Origin of the sequence: Pseudescherichia vulneris NBRC 102420 (assembly GCF_000759795.1) — a bacterium.
GTDB lineage: Bacteria > Pseudomonadota > Gammaproteobacteria > Enterobacterales > Enterobacteriaceae > Pseudescherichia > Pseudescherichia vulneris.
Map to the genome: position 1 here is coordinate 23,031 of NZ_BBMZ01000006.1, position 17,425 is coordinate 40,455.

At 54.5% G+C, this 17,425-nt stretch carries 16 protein-coding genes; 14 read left to right on the forward strand and 2 right to left on the reverse strand.

The features are described 5' to 3' along the window. Positions 1-2 precede the first annotated feature (2 nt). From gp10 to EV102420_RS04010, 9 genes are read left to right on the forward strand one after another with little or no spacing between them, the layout of a single operon-like run. On the forward strand, positions 3-323 hold the full coding sequence (gp10, locus tag EV102420_RS03970) for a capsid staple protein (protein WP_042389211.1): 321 nt from the start codon (positions 3-5) through the stop codon (positions 321-323). Beyond that, positions 323-928 (forward strand): phage connector family protein, encoded by a 606-nt coding sequence (locus tag EV102420_RS03975; protein WP_042389213.1) that lies wholly within the window; start codon positions 323-325, stop codon positions 926-928. The genes gp10 and EV102420_RS03975 overlap by 1 nt, the downstream gene beginning before the upstream one ends. Continuing rightward, the gene (locus EV102420_RS03980) at positions 928-3,405 is read left to right on the forward strand and encodes a phage tail protein (protein WP_042389215.1); all 2,478 of its coding nucleotides are present in this window, start codon (positions 928-930) and stop codon (positions 3,403-3,405) included. The genes EV102420_RS03975 and EV102420_RS03980 overlap by 1 nt, the downstream gene beginning before the upstream one ends. Further along, entirely contained in the window at positions 3,405-3,869 is a 465-nt protein-coding gene (locus tag EV102420_RS03985; RefSeq protein ID WP_042389217.1) for a hypothetical protein, read from the forward strand. The genes EV102420_RS03980 and EV102420_RS03985 overlap by 1 nt, the downstream gene beginning before the upstream one ends. Next, positions 3,869-4,408 carry a virion core protein, T7 gp14 family gene (locus tag EV102420_RS03990; RefSeq protein WP_042389219.1) on the forward strand — a complete coding sequence of 180 codons (540 nt, stop codon included), beginning with the start codon at positions 3,869-3,871 and terminating at the stop codon, positions 4,406-4,408. The genes EV102420_RS03985 and EV102420_RS03990 overlap by 1 nt, the downstream gene beginning before the upstream one ends. Positions 4,409-4,417: 9 nt before the next feature. Further along, positions 4,418-7,039, forward strand: coding sequence for a transglycosylase SLT domain-containing protein (locus EV102420_RS03995; protein ID WP_042389224.1), 2,622 nt, complete (start codon positions 4,418-4,420; stop codon positions 7,037-7,039). 1 nt (position 7,040) lies between these two features. Further along, positions 7,041-8,738, forward strand: coding sequence for a hypothetical protein (locus tag EV102420_RS04000; protein ID WP_042389229.1), 1,698 nt, complete (start codon positions 7,041-7,043; stop codon positions 8,736-8,738). Beyond that, a complete protein-coding gene (locus tag EV102420_RS04005; protein ID WP_042389231.1) occupies positions 8,738-11,287 on the forward strand; it encodes a hypothetical protein in 2,550 nt (849 codons plus the stop codon). The genes EV102420_RS04000 and EV102420_RS04005 overlap by 1 nt, the downstream gene beginning before the upstream one ends. A 2-nt stretch (positions 11,288-11,289) precedes the next feature. Next, positions 11,290-11,493, forward strand: a complete 204-nt coding sequence (locus EV102420_RS04010; RefSeq protein WP_042389234.1) for a hypothetical protein — start codon at positions 11,290-11,292, stop codon at positions 11,491-11,493. Positions 11,494-11,525: 32 nt separating this feature from the next. Here EV102420_RS04010 and EV102420_RS04015 read toward each other — a convergent pair whose 3' ends face one another. Continuing rightward, positions 11,526-11,786, reverse strand: coding sequence for a Rossmann-fold NAD(P)-binding domain-containing protein (locus EV102420_RS04015; protein WP_042389235.1), 261 nt, complete (start codon positions 11,784-11,786; stop codon positions 11,526-11,528). A 192-nt stretch (positions 11,787-11,978) separates the two neighbouring features. Here EV102420_RS04015 and EV102420_RS22690 point away from each other — a divergent pair, with 192 nt between their 5' ends. Continuing rightward, positions 11,979-14,042: a putative phage tail protein gene (locus EV102420_RS22690; RefSeq protein WP_042389236.1), complete on the forward strand. Its 2,064-nt coding sequence runs from the start codon at positions 11,979-11,981 to the stop codon at positions 14,040-14,042. A 17-nt stretch (positions 14,043-14,059) separates the two neighbouring features. Here EV102420_RS22690 and EV102420_RS04025 read toward each other — a convergent pair whose 3' ends face one another. Beyond that, positions 14,060-15,214 (reverse strand): acyltransferase family protein, encoded by a 1,155-nt coding sequence (locus EV102420_RS04025; RefSeq protein ID WP_217996433.1) that lies wholly within the window; start codon positions 15,212-15,214, stop codon positions 14,060-14,062. 176 nt (positions 15,215-15,390) lie between these two features. On the opposite strand from EV102420_RS04025, the gene EV102420_RS04030 reads away from it, so the two are divergent. The 4 genes from EV102420_RS04030 to EV102420_RS04050 all read left to right on the forward strand — a co-directional run bounded on the left by EV102420_RS04030 (position 15,391) and on the right by EV102420_RS04050 (position 17,337). Then, positions 15,391-15,795, forward strand: a complete 405-nt coding sequence (locus tag EV102420_RS04030) for a putative holin (RefSeq protein WP_042389241.1) — start codon at positions 15,391-15,393, stop codon at positions 15,793-15,795. Beyond that, complete coding sequence (locus EV102420_RS04035; protein ID WP_042389244.1) at positions 15,782-16,084, forward strand: phage holin family protein; 303 nt, start codon at positions 15,782-15,784, stop codon at positions 16,082-16,084. Before EV102420_RS04030 ends, EV102420_RS04035 begins: the two co-directional genes overlap by 14 nt. Beyond that, positions 16,068-16,622 (forward strand): lysozyme, encoded by a 555-nt coding sequence (locus EV102420_RS04040; RefSeq protein ID WP_042389247.1) that lies wholly within the window; start codon positions 16,068-16,070, stop codon positions 16,620-16,622. The genes EV102420_RS04035 and EV102420_RS04040 overlap by 17 nt, the downstream gene beginning before the upstream one ends. Positions 16,623-16,839: 217 nt before the next feature. Next, entirely contained in the window at positions 16,840-17,337 is a 498-nt protein-coding gene (locus EV102420_RS04050) for a DUF2514 domain-containing protein (protein ID WP_042389251.1), read from the forward strand. Positions 17,338-17,425: the final 88 nt, after the last annotated feature.

Here is a 17,425-nt window from a genome sequence, read left to right on the forward strand (position 1 = left end):
ATATGGAACTGGTTAACCTGAAAAGCGGTACCGACACCTACCAGGATGAAAGCGGTAAAACGCAGACCCGCGATGATTACCCCTGGGGGCTGAGCATCAACCTGGACAACGAGACGCTGAAAAAACTTGGTGCCACGCCGCAGGCGGTGGGCACTGAAGTAATGATCACCGCACGTGCGATCATTAAAAGCACCTCATCCCGCGAGACCGAAGAGGGCACCCGCCATGATGCCAGCCTGCAAATCACTGACATGGCTATGGCTCCTGCGCATTCTGAAGAGCAGAAGAGCGCCGCTGACACGCTTTATGGTGGAGGTGAGTAATGCCTTCCGTCATCGAGATCTGCAACCTCGCGCTGAGTAACATCGGCAACAGCCGCAGCATCAACAATCTGAACGAGCAAAGCAAAGAGGCCGGGGCGTGCGATCTGCACTATGAGAGCTGCCGTGATTCTGTGCTGGCGGACTTCGACTGGAACTTTGCTACCAAACGTGTGGCGCTGGCTGACACGGGAAATCCGCCCCCGGACTGGCAGTATGCGTACCAGTACCCCACCGACTGCCTGCGTATCACGGAAATTATGGTCCCCGGCCACCGATACCCGACGGCGGCAATGCGCGTCCAGTATGAGGTCGGCGCTGACTATGCCGGTACCGGAAAGCTGATTTACACCGATCAGCCCAGAGCCTGGCTGAAGTACGTTTCCCGTGTGGCGGATGTCAACATGTTCGACGCTATCTTCGTTGAGGCGCTGGCGTGGCGTCTGGCGGCCGCCATCAACATGCAGCTGACCGGCGACGCCTCCCTGGGCAACAACGCGCTGAACATGTACGCGAGCGTCATCCGTAGTGCTGGCACGCACAGCATGAACGAGTCGCAGGAACCGGTAGCGCCGGAGAGCGAATTTACTAATGCGAGGTTGAGCTGATGGCTTTCAGTTGGATCCAGCCGAGCTTTGCCGGTGGTGAGATCGGCCCGTCTCTCTATGGTCGCGTCGACATGGCGAAATACGCCGTGGCTCTGCGCAAGTGCCGTAATTTCATTGTTCGCCAGTATGGCGGCGTAGAAAACCGTCCGGGAACGCGCTTCATCGGTGCGGCTAAATACCCTGGCATGAAGTGTCGCCTGATCCCGTTTCAGTTCTCTACCGTGCAGACGTATGCCCTTGAGTTCGGGCACCAGTACCTGCGCGTCATTAAAGACGGCGGTTACGTGCTCAACAGCAGCAACGTTATTTACGAACTGCCTATGCCGTACAACGAGCAGGATCTGAGCCGCATCAAGTACACGCAGAGCGCCGACGTGCTGACGCTGGTGCACCCGTATTATCCGCCGATGGAGTTGCGCCGGTACGCGCATGACAACTGGCAGATCCTAGCGGTGGAAACCAAGAACGGGCCGTTTGAGGATATCAACGTTGACGAGGCTGCGACGGTCTACGCCAGTGCCACAACCGGCAACATCGTACTGACGTCCAACGCGGCCATATTTGGCGCTGAGCAGGTAGGAAAACTGTTTTACCTTGAGCAGCCGGCAGTCGATTCCGTGCCGGTCTGGGAGACCAGTAAAGCCACCACCACCGGCGATATCCGGCGGGCGGATAGCAACTACTACCGGGCCAATACCAGTGGAAAAACAGGGACGCTCAGGCCGTCACATACCGAAGGTGCTGCCTATGATGGGTGGGGTGGCGACGGTGATGATGATACCGGGATCCAGTGGGAGTACCTTCATAGCGGTTTTGGGATCGTCCGCATCACATCGGTAGCTAACGGGGGCACGTCGGCAAACGCCGCGGTTATTTCTCGCATTCCTGAGAACGTGGTCGGTAGCGGGAGGGGTAGCTATAAGTGGGCGCGATTTGCATGGAACAGCGCCAACGGCTACCCGGGAACCGTCGTTTATTATCAGCAGCGCCTCTTCTTCGCAGCCTCTACTGCATACCCGCAAACTGTCTGGGGCAGTCGCACCGGCGATTACAAAGACTTTGGCAAGAGCAACCCTACCCAGGACGATGACCGGATCATCTACACCTACGCCGGGCGGCAGGTGAACGAGATACGCCATCTTATTGACGTCGGATCGCTGGTGGCCCTGACTTCGGGCGGTGAGTTTGTTGTGACCGGTGACCAGAATAAAACCCTGACCCCATCGTCTTTCTCCTTCAGCTCACAGGGATCAAACGGGGCCAGCAACGTGCCGCCTATCGCCGTGGCAAACATCGCCCTGTTTATCCAGGAGAAGGGCAGCACCGTCAGGGATCTGGCGTATTCGTTCGATGTGGATGGGTACCAGGGCAACGACCTGACCATCCTGGCTAACCATCTCTTCCAGAAACACAGCATCGTCGACTGGTCATTCACTATTGTGCCGTACAGCGCTGCATGGGCCATACGCGACGACGGCATGCTGCTGGCGCTGACCTATCTGCGTGAGCAACAGGTTTTCGCGTGGGCACCACAGCCCACCGACGGAAAATTCGAGTCCACCTGTTCGATCAGCGAGGGCGGCGAGGATGCCGTGTATTTTGTGGTAAATCGCACCGTTAACGGGCAGCAGGTTCGCTATATCGAGCGCCTTGCCAGCCGCCTGTTTACCGAAACCGAGGACGCGTTTTTCGTTGATTGCGGGCTGAGCTATGACGGCCGCAACAAAGACGCGTCACGAACTATGAAGATTACCGGCGGAGTGGATAACTGGAGCTATCAGGACGAGCTTACCCTAACCCTTTCCGGCGCAACGTATTTTGCCCAGACTGATGTCGGCGCGCAGATCCAGATCCCCTACACCGAAACAGATGATGACGACAAGCCAGTGGATAAAGAGCTTCGCTTCACTATCTCCGCCTACGTCAGCGGTAACGTCGTCAAAGTCATGGCGAGCCGAGACATTCCCCCGGCGCTACGCAACACAGCGGTTACTAACTGGCAAATAGCCCGTCAGACATTCCTCGGCCTGCAACACCTCGAGGGGAAGACGGTAAACATTCTGTGCGATGCCAACGTTGAGCCGCAGAAGGTGATCACTAACGGCACAGTGACGCTGGAGAACCCAGGGGCTGTAGTGCATCTGGGCCTCCCTGTTACTGCCGAATTTGAGACGCTCGACATTAATGTTAACGGGCAGGAAACGCTGCTGGACAAGAAAAAACTTGTCCCTTCGGTCAGCCTGGTAGTGAACGCCAGCCGCGGCATCTTCGCGGGCACCGATGCTGATCACCTGTACGAATACCCGCAGCGGGAGTTTGAGTTTTACGACGATCCAGTAGCAGACGCTACCGGCGTTGTTGAGGTGAAACTCGACAGCAACTGGGATAAAAATGGGCGCGTCTATATCCGGCAGTCTGACCCGCTGCCGCTGTCCGTACTGGCTGTTATCCCGCGACTGACGGTAGGAGGCCACTGATGATCTATGCCCGCATAGTCCCGGCCACCGCCGACCATATCGCCGAAATGCTGCCGCGTGTGCGCCAGGCCGATATTGAAGAGTTTCTGGCGATTAACGGATCCACCCCAGAGCAGGTGCTACTGACCGGCCTGAAAATATCGACGTTTGCCTGCGCCGGGCTGATTAACGGACGGGTGGTGACCATATTCGGTGTAGCGCCAGGTTCAATGATCGGCGGCACCGGCACACCATGGCTGGTGGGTACTGACGATCTGGAGCGTTATCAGCGCACCTTCCTGCGCCGCTGCGGCAATGTCGTCAATGCAATGCTGTCTGTTTACCCTTATCTTGAAAATTATGTTGATGAGCGTAACCACGTCGCTAAGGCGTGGCTCCACTGGCTGGGATTCAGGCTGGAGGAGGCCGCACCATTTGGCATCGCAGGTCTTAATTTTCATCGCTTCCACCTGGAGAGAAAATAATGTGTGATCCGGCTACCGCGCTCGCTGGTGCTGCCCTCGCAACCGGGGCGCTCTCGGCTGTTAACCAGTATCAGTCAGGTCGTCAGGCGGCGGCAGTCGCCAGTGCTAACGCTGATTCAGCCGAGGCGCAGGCTCAGGACGCTATCAACCGTGGCAACGCTGCAGCTGATGAGGCTCGCCGCCGTAGCCGTCAGACGCTGGGCACGCAGACGGCAGCCGCAGCAGCTAACGGCGCTGATATCAGCACCGGCAGCGCGCTGGATATCTTTGGCGATACCGCTCAATTCGGCGAGCTGGATGCCCTGACCACCTTGAATAACGCGAGCCGTGAGGCGTACGGTCTGCAACTTCAGGCGGATAACTTCAGCTCCCAGGCTGCGGCGTCAAAAAAGCAGGCCAATGTCGGCGCTGCAACCACGCTGTTAACCGCGCCGCTGCAGGCGTACGGCGCATACAAGATGGCTGGTGGTACGTGGTCGCCATTCTCGCAAACAGCGGCCCCAATTTCCGCAGCTGTAGGCACACCAACCGGTCGATAAGGAGAGATCATGCCAGTCGTACCTACCGTTACAGGCCGCCAGGTAGAAAGCCGCGGCGTCAACGCTCCGGCAATCGCATCGTTCAATACGCCGAATATAGGTGATGCGGTCGCTGATGTCGGACAAAAGGCCATCGGGGTACTGGCCGATGCTAAACAGCGTGCTAACGTGGCGCTGACACAGGAAGCCGCCCTCAAGCTTGATGCCGTAGGCAATGACCTGATGAACAATCCGGAGAGCGGATTCCTCTCCCTGCAGGGCAAGAACGCTATAGGGCAGGCGCAAAAATATAGTCAGCAGTTTGATCAGCAGGTTGATGAAATTGCTGCAGGGCTACCAGATGAGAACGCCCGATCCGCGTTCCTGCAGCAGGCGCAACAGCAGCGCATGGCGTTCAGCACTCAGGCCGGGCGGCATGAAGTAGGGCAGGTGCGGCAGTACGAGGCCGGGATGCAGGATGCCACGCTGAAAAACTTATCCGTGCAGTTCCGCAACCCTGAAATGGCTAATCAGGCTGGCGTAAAGGCCTACCAAAGCATTATTGCGTACGGTCAGGCCCATGGTCAGAGCGACGAAGAGATCGAGCAGAGCTGGGTTACATGGCGCGAGAATGCCGCCAACGGCGCAGCGGAGGCGTGGTACTCGCCGATGTATCAGCAGATGCTTGGCCCCGGCGGCAAGATTGAGGTGACCGACACGCCCAGCGAGGCGCAGCTGTTCTCAGCCATGATCTGGCAGGAGAGCGGCGGTAACCAGTATGGCAAAGACGGAGCGCCGTTGGTGTCCCCGAAAGGTGCCGTGGGCGTCGCCCAGGTCATGGAGTCCACCGGACCGGAGGCTGCGCGTCTTGCCGGTGTACCGTGGGATCGTGATAAGTGGCTGAATGACCCACGCTATAACGCGAAACTTGGCCAGGCGTATTTCGGCGCGCAGATGCAGAAGTATGATAATAACCCCGTGCTGGCGGTGGCCGCGTATAACGCTGGTCCGGGCGCTGTTGATGGCTGGCTTGAGAAGATAGGCGATCCGCGTACTGGTCAGGTCAGCAATGCCCAGTTCGCAGCCGCTATCCCCTACGACGAAACCCGCAACTACGTGGCGAAAGTGACCGGTAGCGCTGGCGCTATCCCGGGGTCGGCAACGATGGAAAACCTGTCACGTCAGCCTTTCTGGAATGCCATGAGCCCGGATAAAAAGTCGCAGATGATGAGTAAGGTTGCGGGTCTGTATGACATGCAGGCCGCTGCCGGGCGCGTGGCTATTCAGGGCCGCATGCAGGACGATCTCGCGAAACTGGAAGCGGGCCAGCCGGTTACTCCAATCTCTGCCCGTGAGTGGGCCGCAGTGATGCCGCTGCAGGCTGCGCCCGCCGAACGTATGCAGATGGAGAAAACCTACCAGCAGTACCAGCAGGCGATGACGCTGCAGCCCGTTTACCAGACTATTGTGCAGGGCAGCGCTCAGCAGGGAATAGCAGCCGTGCAGGCCATGATGCCGAAAGAGTCGGATCCTGACTTTAAATATAAAGCCGAGCTTTATTCTTCTGCCCAGGCGAAATTAAACCAGGTGCAGAAGGCCCGCGAATCGGATCCTGGTAACTGGCTCCAGCAAAACTCCCCCGTCGTTAAGTCGGCCTTTGCCGAGTACCAGAACAATCAGCAGTCAGGGGAGTATCTGGTATCGCGCATCCAGGCAGAAAAAGACCGCCTGGGCATCAACAGCAAAAAGGTGCTGCCGGATACCATGATCGATAGCCTTTTGCAGCGCATCGATAACACACAGGAATCCAGCGTCACGGCCATTCAGGCGGTGGCCCAGTCGTTCGGGAAATACTCCGATCAGGTCATGCAGCAGGTGCAGAAAAACGCGTACCCGGCACTTCAGGTCATCATGGCCACAGAGAATCCGCGTGCTGCTAATGCCCTGTGGCAGAGCCGCGGCGTTAAAACCTCAGACCTGCGCGGCAGCTTTGAGAAAACCGACGCCGACAGCGCTGACTCATCATGGAACGACAAGGCGAAAGACTTCGCCAGCACGATGGTAGTACAGCCCGGCGGCACTGCCGTCTGGAACAACTTCAACGAGCAGGGCAAGCGCCTGACGTACATCAACATGCAGCGCGGCATGTCAGCCTCTGACGCGGCGAAGCAGGCTTATCAGGACATTCTCGGCGAGCAGTACCAGACCAGCGGCACATGGCGTCTGCCTAACCGGGCCGGGGTAGATCTGCGTGACGTCAACGACGGGGCCGGGAAATATCTTGAGTCACTAACTGCTGAACAGATTATGCCGTTGGTTGGCGATCCGCGCCTGCCGGAAGACGTGAACCGCCAGCAGAGCCTGTCACGCATCAAAGACAGCGCTCAGTGGGTAACGAACAGCAACGAGACAGGGCTTACTCTTATGCTCAACGGCCTGATTGTTAATGGTGCCGACGGCCGACCTGTTTCCGTGTCGTTCCAGGACCTGTCTAAGCTGGGAGCGGCTAACCGCTCAACGTGGAACAATCTGCTGAAATTCACCGATACGCCTGTTAAATACACGCCCGGGCAGTCGAAGGGTTATAACGCAGAAAGCCAACGCGATAACCTGATCGACATCTTCCAGGGCGGCCAGCAGTCAGGACGATAATATGCCAATTTATACCGACGATCCGGGGCTGGGGATTAACCAGCCAATCGGCAACGCTCCATCCGGCCTGGGTGAATCGCTGCTGTCGTCCCTTCAACAGGGGTTTGATGAGGGGCCGGCTATGTCCGGCTACCGCTTCGCAAAGGCTGATGCGCTTGCGAACGATCCAAACTCTGCGGTAGTAAGCAAAGCGGATGCCGATGAACGCCTGAAGCAGTACGGCGTGAAGAGTATCAACGTGCCGGAGACTGGCGTTAGCCAGGCATTTCTCGATCACGTCGTTGCTGAGCGTCAGGATTCGCTGGCACGCCAGCAGATCGCCGCATCTGCACCGTCTGGGTGGGTAGCAACGCCGCTTAACTTTACAGCAAGCCTGGCCGGGTCGATGGCCGACCCCGGCAACGTGGCGCTGGCATTTGTGCCGTTCGCCGGTGAGGCGCGTGCAGCATCTATGCTGGGGCGTTTTGGCGAGCGCTTTGTTGCCGGATCCCGTCTGGGCGCTGCGCAGGCAGTAGCGACTGTGCCGTTTACCGCAATGGCAGCAGCTGCTGACGGCGATGACTTCACTTACGGCAATGCACTGGAGAGCACGTTTTTTAACACGCTGGCGGGCGGCCTGATGCATGCAGGCGGCGGGGTGATATCCGACCTGGTGCGCCCACGGCGCGCAGCTGAGCCTGCGGCCGCAGAAACAGCGATTCCTACCCCTGACGCGCAGCCAACGCCGGTGGTGACTCCTGACAATATTCCGGCAGGCGTCAACATACCGGAGCGCGGCACCAATTCAGATCTGGCTGCGGCCATCTCCAGCGACGCGGAGAACTACGCATACAGCCGGGCCTATGACGATGTCGTGCCGGAGTACATGGCTCAGCAGCGGGAGCTACAGACAGGGCAGATCGATAACGTGGCTGATCTGCGCGCCGAATTGACTGCTAACCAGCGCCAGGCGGATGCGCTGGACGCCACAGTGCAGCAGCGCACCACCGATTACCAGGCTCAGCGGATGAAGTTCAGGGATGCGCGGGCGCGGGCGCTGAAAGATGTTCAGGCAGAAAAGGACGCACTCACATCCCGAAACGCCGAGATCAATAATACGCTGGAGCAGAACGCTGCCGCCGAGCAGGCGCGGGGCCGCCAGTCTCAGGTTAATACGGGAGAGATCCCCGACGACCTGAAGGTGCGTATTGCTGAGCGTGCGCAGCAGATTCGGGACGGCATGCAGATGTCGCCAGTGGCCGGGGCTGTTCGTACAGCCGCAGGTGCTATCCGGGAGGCTGACTGGGCTGTAAACCAGCAGGCGTACCGCGCTGCGCTGGCGCACATGATGGAAGGTCGAAGCCCAGACGTTGAGCCTTTCTATGAACTGCATACTCCGGCGCTGCGTGAGCGTGCCATTCAGCGCATACAGAACCCGGTGCGCCAGATGGATGATACAGCGCGCCCGGTCAGCGAAACAGCTGATCGAGTTTACCGTGAAACCCAGCAGGCAGATCACGAGGTCACCGCCGCCGCTGCCGATCTCGAAAACGAGTTTAACCTGAGCAACGCGCTGCTGGACGATATTGCCGTTGATAATCCTGAGTTGGCGGCCACGATGCGCGAAAACCTCAATGCTATTCGTGCCGAGGACAGCGACAATAGCATGAGCAACGCTTTCCGGGCCTTTGCCGCCTGTATGATTAACCGGGGGATTTGATGGCAGCCAATGAGTTTTTGACGCAGTGTGAGCGAACAGTAAACGCCGCCGCAGGGCGTGACCTGTCACCTGATGAAATGGAGTCGCTGGTGCGCGACATGCGCGATACCACCGAACGGATCATGGCGGGCAACGAAGCGCTGTCACTCGAAGAGGCTGCTCTCCGTGCAGCCGAGCAACTGAGTAGCGCCGACGTGCTTGCGAAGCAGATAGAGGCCCGCAACAAGGCTATCAATACCCGTATCGCTGCCCAGCGCCTGGGCGAGCTGCGAACCACATGGAAAGATCGCCCTGATATTGGGCTTGAAGCGCTGCTGGTGGGGCGAAACGATGCGCGCACCGGCTCCCGCCGCTCCGTATCTTCCGAGGTGGCACAGCTGAGAGGCAAGTACCACGCCGGGATCAACTACGATTTCGACAGGGCTGGCCTGGTGAAGTTTATCGCCAGCGGCAGCAACGACCGCGAGATCGCCGAAGCTATGTGGCGTATCGGGCGCGGTGAATCTACCGACGGGATGACACGCCAGTCAGTGTCCGCTGCGCAGATCATCTCGAAGTGGCAGGAGTCGGCGCGCATTGATGAGAACCGTGCCGGAGCATGGATCCGCAAAGAGCCGGGTTATATCGTTCGGCAGTCGCACGACATCATGAAAATCCGGGCAGCTGGTTTTGGGGCCTGGCGCAACGCCATTCTTCCGCGCCTTGATGAGCGCACGTTCGACGGAGTGAGCGACCGGGAACAGTTCATGCGTAACGTTTATAACGGCCTGGCCTCCGGTGTGCACCTCACCTCAGAGAAGCCGGACTGGATGAACGGCTTCAAGGGATCGGCAAACGCTGCTAAGCGCGCCAGCCAGGAGCGCGTGCTGCACTTCAAAGACGGTATATCGTGGCACGAGTATAACCAGCAGTTCGGCACCGGTAGCCTGCGCGAGGCAGTATTTGGCGGCCTGAACAGCGCAGCGCGTAACACGGGCATGATGCGGGTGCTGGGCACCAACCCCGGCAACATGTTCAAGTACCTGACCGACACGATTGCCGATGACGTCAGTAAATCCGGCAACCCGGCGGCGCTGGCTGACTACATGACTAAAGTCCGCAGGCTTAACCGCACCGTCATGCCACAGGTCGATGGATCGCTGAATATCCCCGGCAGCGTGGGCTGGGCCAATGCATCGGCAAACGTGCGCGGCTGGCTGCGTATGAGCCAGCTCGGCGGCGCGGTGATCTCCTCATTCAACGATGTGCCTATTTCCGCTACCGAGATGCGCTACCAGGGGCAGAACTTTATGCAGGCGGTGCTGGGCGCGATGAAAGGGCGCTTTACCCGCTATACCAGCGCTGAGCAGAAAGAGATCCTGTCATCGATCGGCGTCTACTCCGATGCCATGACGCAGGAGATCATCCGCCGTATCTCTGGAGATGACAGCCTCACCGGGAAAATGGGGCGCGCACAGCAGCTCTTCTTCAAATATAACCTCATGAATTTCTGGACGGAGAGCGGGCGCAACAGCAACGCCATGATGATCACCAACTGGCTGGCGCAGAACGCTGACCAGGCGCACGCCCGGCTCCCGGAGGACTTGCGCCGGGTGCTGGACCTGCACGGCATTGGAGATCGTGAGTGGGAGATTTTCCGCCACATGGACATGGCCGACAGCGAAGGCCGTAAATTCATGACGACAAGCGGCATCCGTGGCGTGCCTGATGAAGTGATCGCCGGGTATGTGCAGAGCAAAGGTCTGAAGCCAACCGAGCGTGCTATAGCTGACGCCCGCGACCAGCTGGAAGGTCAACTGCGCGGCTACATCCTCGATCGCCTGAACATCGCTATGTCGGAGCCTGGCGATCGTACGCAGGCATTTATGAAGATGGGGACCGTTCCGGGAACCGTGGCAGGGGAGGCGATCCGTTTCGCCGGTCAGTACAAATCCTTTACCGCCAGCTTCATGCAGAACGTGCTGGGGCGCGAGGTGTTTGGCCGCGGCTATACACCGGCCGGGCTGGGCGAGTCGAAAACGACATCTATGACCAACGCGCTGATGCGTAATGGCAACGGCGCATTCATTGGCGCCGCTAATCTGTTCGTCTGGGCGACGCTGTTTGGCTACACGTCAATGCAGGCTAAGCTGCTGCTGAAGGGGCAGACGCCGCGCCCGGCAGACGCAAAAACTTTCCTCGCTGCGGCGGCGCAGGGCGGCGGACTGGGTATTCTTGGCGACTTCATGTTTGGCGAAGTCAACCGCATGGGGGCAGGGCCGATCACCTCCCTGATGGGGCCAGCGGCATCCAATGCCGATAGCATCATCACGCTGCTGCAGAGCACCACACGCGGCGATGCAGACCTTGGCGACTGGTACCGCACCACCCTGGACAACACGCCTTTCCTGAACGTGTTCTGGCTGCGTACAGCGATGAATGGCTTGATTCTGAACAGAATACAGGATGCCCTTGATCCTGGCTCGCTAGAGCGTTACCAGCGACGCGTAGAGCGTGAGCAGGGCAACGAATTCCTGGTTCCGCCATCTCAATTTATGCTGGGGAAATAACGATGGATAAAGCAAAATTCTTTCTGGTCTATATTGCTATGCTGGCTTTCTTTCTCTGGCCCAGTATCACGATCCTGTTTTTCGATAAGACGAGACTTACTTCAACTGACTTTATCCTGGTGCTTACATTCTTCGGTATCGGATTAGCGCTGCTCATTATGGGGGTGCGAAGACTGCTGGAGTTGCTGGGATTGGTAAAGTCGTGACATGTCACAGCCCGCTTAGCGCGGGCTTTTTCTTATCCGATATTTTTCTTCAGCTGGAGAGTGCAGTAATCGATATGTGTCTGGATCTCGGCCAGAGTCATGTGCGTGGCAGATGCGTAGTTCAGGAGGGCTGTTAACTCTGCTGATGCGCCAGCTACGTTGTGCCCGTCTTTCTCAAGCTCTCTCAATAATTCCATGAGGTGAGATTTTTCAATCAACGACCTGACCCCTGCCGGTGTATGAATTCTCTCTGAAAAACCTCGTTCCAACGGGTGATGGTACCGCCTCCGCATTGCTCTCCCTCCGCATAAACACTGTATATATATACATATATCAGATGTGGGCTTCATTTTCCAGCATGCAATAAAAGTTACCCATAAGGTAATAAGTTCTTTACTTTGCATCATTTTAATGCATATGAGGTTTTTCAGGTAATAAAATGACCAGAGGCACCGCGACGGGCGCTGCGTATCTGGAGAAAGGACATGACGGTTTCTACCGAAGTTAACGAGAACACCTATACCGGGAACGGCACCACCACCGTTTTCCCGTACCAGTTCAGGATTTTTAGTAAGTCGGATCTGGTAGTCCAGGTCATTGACCTGAATGAAAACGTAACAACCCTGACGCTGGACACTGATTACACCGTCAGCGGTGCCGGTGGATATCGGGGAGGAAGCGTTACTCTGATGGCTCCTCTTGCCATCGACTGGAGGATATCGATTGTCCGGGAGCTGGAGATCACCCAGGACACTGATTTGCGTAATCAGGGCAAGTTTTTTGCTGAAACACACGAAGATGTTTTCGACCGCCTGACCATGTTAATCCAGCAAGTATCTCGCCTGTTTGGTCTGGCGCTGCGGAAGCCGTCCAGCATTGCAAACTGGTACGATGCTCTTAACAACTACATCCGCAATGTGAAGGATCCACGTGACCCTCAGGATGCAGCGACAAAGAACTATGTTGATACGCTTGCCGGGAACAACCTCAACAGAACCCTGCGAGTGCCAGAACCGATCAATGAATTGCCTGGTGTTGAAGATCGCCGGAATAAAATGCCTGCTTTCGATAACTCCGGTAATGCCATTGTCGTTCTCCCTCCATCGGGTTCAGCATCCGATGTGCTGATAGAGATGGCAAAGCCAACTGGTGCCGGATTGTCAGGTTTTAACCCGGCTATTAATTATCCTGATGGCACGGTTGGCGAGACACTTAAATCTATAAAATCCACTGATGGATTCAATGCAGTAGGAAGGTTTTTAAACCTAAATGAACTTCGTGCATTCCCTCCCGAGTCGGTTGGAGATGTGGTTTATGTTGTATCTGCGGCAAGCTTATCAATTGAGGATATCCATTATGGCGGTGGCTATTTCCAGGCTGTCAGGAAGCAATCTCTCGTGGAAGATGGTGGAGTTACCATAGTGCCTCCAAGCGGATCCCTGGTGTGGGTTAGAGTAGATCGTGAATCACCGTGTTTGACCTGGTTTGGCGTAAGACCTAACAGTAACATTGATAATCAGAACGAAATAAATAAAGCTACATTGTACGGTAAAAATAATCACACATCTTTACTTGCCCCTTCTGGTGTAATTCAGTACTCAACGGGAGTGCCGATTTATTCACGTAGTGGAATCGTTGGGAAAGGGAAAGATAAAACAATATTTGAGAAAACAACCAACAACAAATTTATTGTCGGAACAACATCGCTTGATGCAATGGCGCTGACAATCCCCGATGTTTATGACCCGGATGGTACTGGTGGGGATAGCTTTTGCATTCTGGCCGTACTATCAGGAGCAACTTTTAGAAGGAAAAATATAACAGACAGAAGTAACGCCCCTGCGTATTCATTATGGTCTCAGAAATTGGCTGTTTCGACAATAAAGGATCTCAGGTTTGAGTGTGGTAACTTTGGATTCTGGGGTGAAAACGTATGGTCAAACATCTTTGAGTCCGTTCAGTTCCTTGGGCTTGGAATAGGACAGTATGCTGGCTTCCAAATAAGCAAGTACAGAACCGCTACAGGTTATGCATTATCAGGCACCAGCAATGTCATGAACATGGTACAGATTGCAAACTATCAGTTTGGATTTATTGTTGACAACATGCAGTATACAACAATGACCTGCTGCACCGCAGATAGCATATTTCCGATGATTGGCACCGATGAGAAAATTGCCGCCGCATACGCATTCTATAATCCATTTGGCATAACAATGAATTCTTGTGGTGCTGAAGGTGTTAGAGGTAATCAGATAATAGTTAGAACAGCCAATTACATGGATTTTGATGCATCCATAACTGTTAACTCGTTTATTGGTTGCATTGAGCAGCAGAACCCATTGATTTCCACGCCAATATTTAGAATTGAAAATACTGCCGGAAGATTCTTATCCGTTATTTTTAATGGTGGGAACCTGATAGCTAACAGCTCTCTTACAAATCTATCTGCAGGATTTATCTCCGGCGCAAACACTTATGTAAGAACCATTATAACAAGGCTAGACCCACCAACCATTAGTGGTGGGGCTGACTACAAAACACTATAGTTAGGTAAGAGAGCCGGTTAAGCTGGCTCTCTTACTTGTGAGTAACTTACTTTTTTCTTTATGAAAGTATATTCAATATATTTGAATGTGAAGCATGAAATTATTGATGAGAGCGCAACTACAAAGCAGGTAATTATTGCGAATTCATTAAAACTAATATTGTATAGTGATTTTGTTGAGTTTATTAATTTAAATGAAACAAACATGACTGGTAAGTGCATCAGGTATGAGCTATAACTGACTTCCCCTAAGTAAACCAGTGGTTTTAGTTTAAATATGCTAGGCGGAATCATCACTACCAAAGAGAAAAACAGAGTGATTATGATAAATCGCATCTGTCCGTAAGGTGCCATATCTATATTAATTAATGCAATAATAATTGCAATTGCAGCAACTGAGGAAAGCGCGCCAAAAGCCTTGCTGTCAATTGGTTTGATTCTATTATAAACCAGTGCAACAAAAGCGCCACTTATGAAATACACCCATAGCGCCGAATTAATGTATGAATCTATAAAGGCTATAACTGAAACGAAAATAAAAGAAGGTATTAAGGTTTTATTAGAAGAAATGATAGCGGCGATTATAGGCAGGATCGCGTAAAATTTCCACTCATAAGGAAGTGTCCATATTACAGCCGTGAGTGGTTCCATTTTTACCCCCAAAACATGAACATCTCCTCCTAAAAAACCAAAGCTATACATTGAAATCATGCTATATACGCTGCCAATTGAGAAGCTGAATTTCTCAGGCGATATTGAAATTGCTATCAATAAAGAGACTGTTATCATAAATATATACAGTGGAGCAAGCCTTTTGATTCTTGAGTAAAAGAACCGTTTCCAGTCAATATTGTTTTGTGTTTTTATTATCCTGTCGGCAAATAAAAATGCAGTTATGCAAAAGAAAATTTGCACCCCTACCTCTCCTGATCTAGCAAAAATATGATAATCAATCTCACTAAAATATGTGTCCTTTACTATGCCAGTATTCATTAAAATAAATACCGCATGGTTCATTACAACCATTGCGGCCGCCACACCCCTAACCCCATCAATATTAAAAAGCCTTCTTGAGCTGAATTCTATGTGTTTGAATAAACCTGATTTTGAAATGACAAAACAGGATGCAGTTGATATAAATATTGAAAAAATAATAAATATATTACTGGTCAAAAAAACGCTCATCATGATCCCGTGATTAATTGTTTAGTAAGTGCGTAAATCATACCACCACTTCGTTTAGTTCATTGAAAGTTTTTTATCGGTAAAAATTACCCGCAAACGGATTATTGTGTACTATATGATCACCAACTAAGGGGGTTCATTATGCACAAAAATCGGTGGCTACCATGTCGGCCTCGCTAACGGTATCAAGTATAAATCAAGGTCTTAGCTTCGGTGCGTTGACAGCATGGCTCGTAGGCGTTCCACCGGAGGTAGCAATTGGCGCACTGGCCGGAGCGGTAATATTTGTTACCTCGGCGGTTGAGTATCCAATACGGCGCAGGCTTCTTCTGGCTCTGCTCTCCTTCATCTGTGGTCTTCTCTTCTTTAAGCCTGCCGCCGCCATCATCATCGGTGTATTCAGCCTGATCCCTACCATCACAGCCAGCTCGTTCGAAACCGGCATAGTTTTCTCCGCTGGCGCTTTCGTTGCGAGCATCGTGGCCGTGCGGGTCGGCATCTGGCTTTATCACCGGTCTGACAATCCTGGGCAGATGCTGCCGAAAAGGGGGGACGATGATCAGCCATGAATTTCTGCTCGTAGCTAATGCCATCATCTGCGGCGTGTTGTCGCTGAGGGTTCTGCTGTTCCGCCGGGAGGGGTCGCGCCATCGCTGGTGGGGCGGCTGGCTTGCCTACCTGGTGATCGTCGTGGCTGCCAGCATCCCGATCCGCATCTTCTACGGACACTACACAACTGTCGACTGGGGTGACGTCATCCTGAACGGCGTGTTTCTGGCGGCAATGCTCAAGACAAAGGGCAACGTCGTGCAAATTTTCAAGATAGCCAGAGGTCCACACCATGAAGATTTCCAGTAACGGCCTGGCCGTGATGAAGCATTTCGAAGACTGCGAGTTGGAGGCATACCCGGATCCCGGCAGCGCCCTGGGTAAAGCGTGCACCGCCAGAAAACTGCCCATGCGGGATTACCGCCTGATTCCTGACTGGCAGAAGCTCAGCGGATCACCCTGGACTATCGGCTGGGGCCACACCGGGCGGGAGGTTAAGCCTGGACTGGTATGGCATCAGGCGCAGGCGGATAGAGTTCTGCTTGACGATCTGGCGCGTTTCGAGGCGGGAGTGGATAAGCTCGTCACTATCTCCCTCAAGCAGGGCCAGTTCGATGCGCTGGTATCGTTCTCCTACAACGTCGGCCTTGAGGCGCTGAAGAACTCCACGCTGCTGGAGATGGTGAACAACAAGCGGCATGACCAGGCGCTGGCGCAGTTCGCCCGCTGGAACAAATCAGGCGGCCGGGTGCTGAAGGGGTTGGTGCGCCGCCGGGCGGCTGAGTCCTGGCTCTGGCGTGATGCATCCGGTGCAGAGGCGATCCGCAAGGGAGTGGCTGCAGCATGATGAACTTCATTAAGTCGCTAATTCCTCGGTGGACCCTTGACACTGTCGCGCTACAGGAAGCCCATGGTAGTTACGAAATAGTGTGCGTTATTGAAGATGTGCGCCCGGGTGAGACGTTTGACGCCGTGTGTGATCTTCGTGTATTCACCTGGTTTTTGTGGTCCTGGCCAGATGGTGAGCCCATCAACCTTCGCGCCTTCACTCCAAAGGTGAATGCATGATCACCTTCCTGAAGGTGTGGTGGAAGCCGCTGGCGCTGCTGGCGGTTTTGGCTTTGTTGGTGGCCGGTGCGCGTATCGCCTGGGTTAAGCATGGACAGGCGCAATACGATGCCGGGTACGCAAAGCGCGGCGAAGATCAGGTAGCTGCAGATAAGCTTACCAGGAAGCAGAGAGAAGAGGAGAATGCCCGCAATGAACGTGAAGCGCAAAACCGTATCGATCAGGCGCGCAACGATGCTATGCTTGCTGCTCAGCGCGCTGGCGGGCTGCGGAACCAGCTCGATACCATCAGGCAGCAGCTCCGAGAGTATTCCACCGCTAACGGCTTTGGGTCGTCAGCCGGAGACACCGGCGTATTGCTTGCCGACCTGCTCAGCAAATCTGTCGAACGAAATCGACAACTGGCAGACTACGCTGACCGGGCAACTACCGCCGGAGCCATCTGCGAAAGGCAGTACGACTCCCTGACGAAGCGGGGCACTTCTCCCCGGTGACGGTATATAAAACGGTACGGTACAATACTGACAACTTAAAAATATATATATATCAGTACTTTGTTTTTACTGTAAACAATCGAGTGGG

Bases quoted from the DNA above. Each gene is read 5' to 3' on its own strand.
- gp10 (WP_042389211.1), top strand. From the start codon at position 3: ATGGAACTGGTTAACCTGAAAAGCGGTACCGACACCTACCAGGATGAA.
- EV102420_RS03975 (WP_042389213.1), top strand. From the start codon at position 323: ATGCCTTCCGTCATCGAGATCTGCAACCTCGCGCTGAGTAACATCGGC.
- EV102420_RS03980 (WP_042389215.1), top strand. From the start codon at position 928: ATGGCTTTCAGTTGGATCCAGCCGAGCTTTGCCGGTGGTGAGATCGGC.
- EV102420_RS03985 (WP_042389217.1), top strand. From the start codon at position 3,405: ATGATCTATGCCCGCATAGTCCCGGCCACCGCCGACCATATCGCCGAA.
- EV102420_RS03990 (WP_042389219.1), top strand. From the start codon at position 3,869: ATGTGTGATCCGGCTACCGCGCTCGCTGGTGCTGCCCTCGCAACCGGG.
- EV102420_RS03995 (WP_042389224.1), top strand. From the start codon at position 4,418: ATGCCAGTCGTACCTACCGTTACAGGCCGCCAGGTAGAAAGCCGCGGC.
- EV102420_RS04000 (WP_042389229.1), top strand. From the start codon at position 7,041: ATGCCAATTTATACCGACGATCCGGGGCTGGGGATTAACCAGCCAATC.
- EV102420_RS04005 (WP_042389231.1), top strand. From the start codon at position 8,738: ATGGCAGCCAATGAGTTTTTGACGCAGTGTGAGCGAACAGTAAACGCC.
- EV102420_RS04010 (WP_042389234.1), top strand. From the start codon at position 11,290: ATGGATAAAGCAAAATTCTTTCTGGTCTATATTGCTATGCTGGCTTTC.
- EV102420_RS04015 (WP_042389235.1), bottom strand. From the start codon at position 11,786: ATGCGGAGGCGGTACCATCACCCGTTGGAACGAGGTTTTTCAGAGAGA.
- EV102420_RS22690 (WP_042389236.1), top strand. From the start codon at position 11,979: ATGACGGTTTCTACCGAAGTTAACGAGAACACCTATACCGGGAACGGC.
- EV102420_RS04030 (WP_042389241.1), top strand. From the start codon at position 15,391: ATGTCGGCCTCGCTAACGGTATCAAGTATAAATCAAGGTCTTAGCTTC.
- EV102420_RS04035 (WP_042389244.1), top strand. From the start codon at position 15,782: ATGATCAGCCATGAATTTCTGCTCGTAGCTAATGCCATCATCTGCGGC.
- EV102420_RS04040 (WP_042389247.1), top strand. From the start codon at position 16,068: ATGAAGATTTCCAGTAACGGCCTGGCCGTGATGAAGCATTTCGAAGAC.
- EV102420_RS04050 (WP_042389251.1), top strand. From the start codon at position 16,840: ATGATCACCTTCCTGAAGGTGTGGTGGAAGCCGCTGGCGCTGCTGGCG.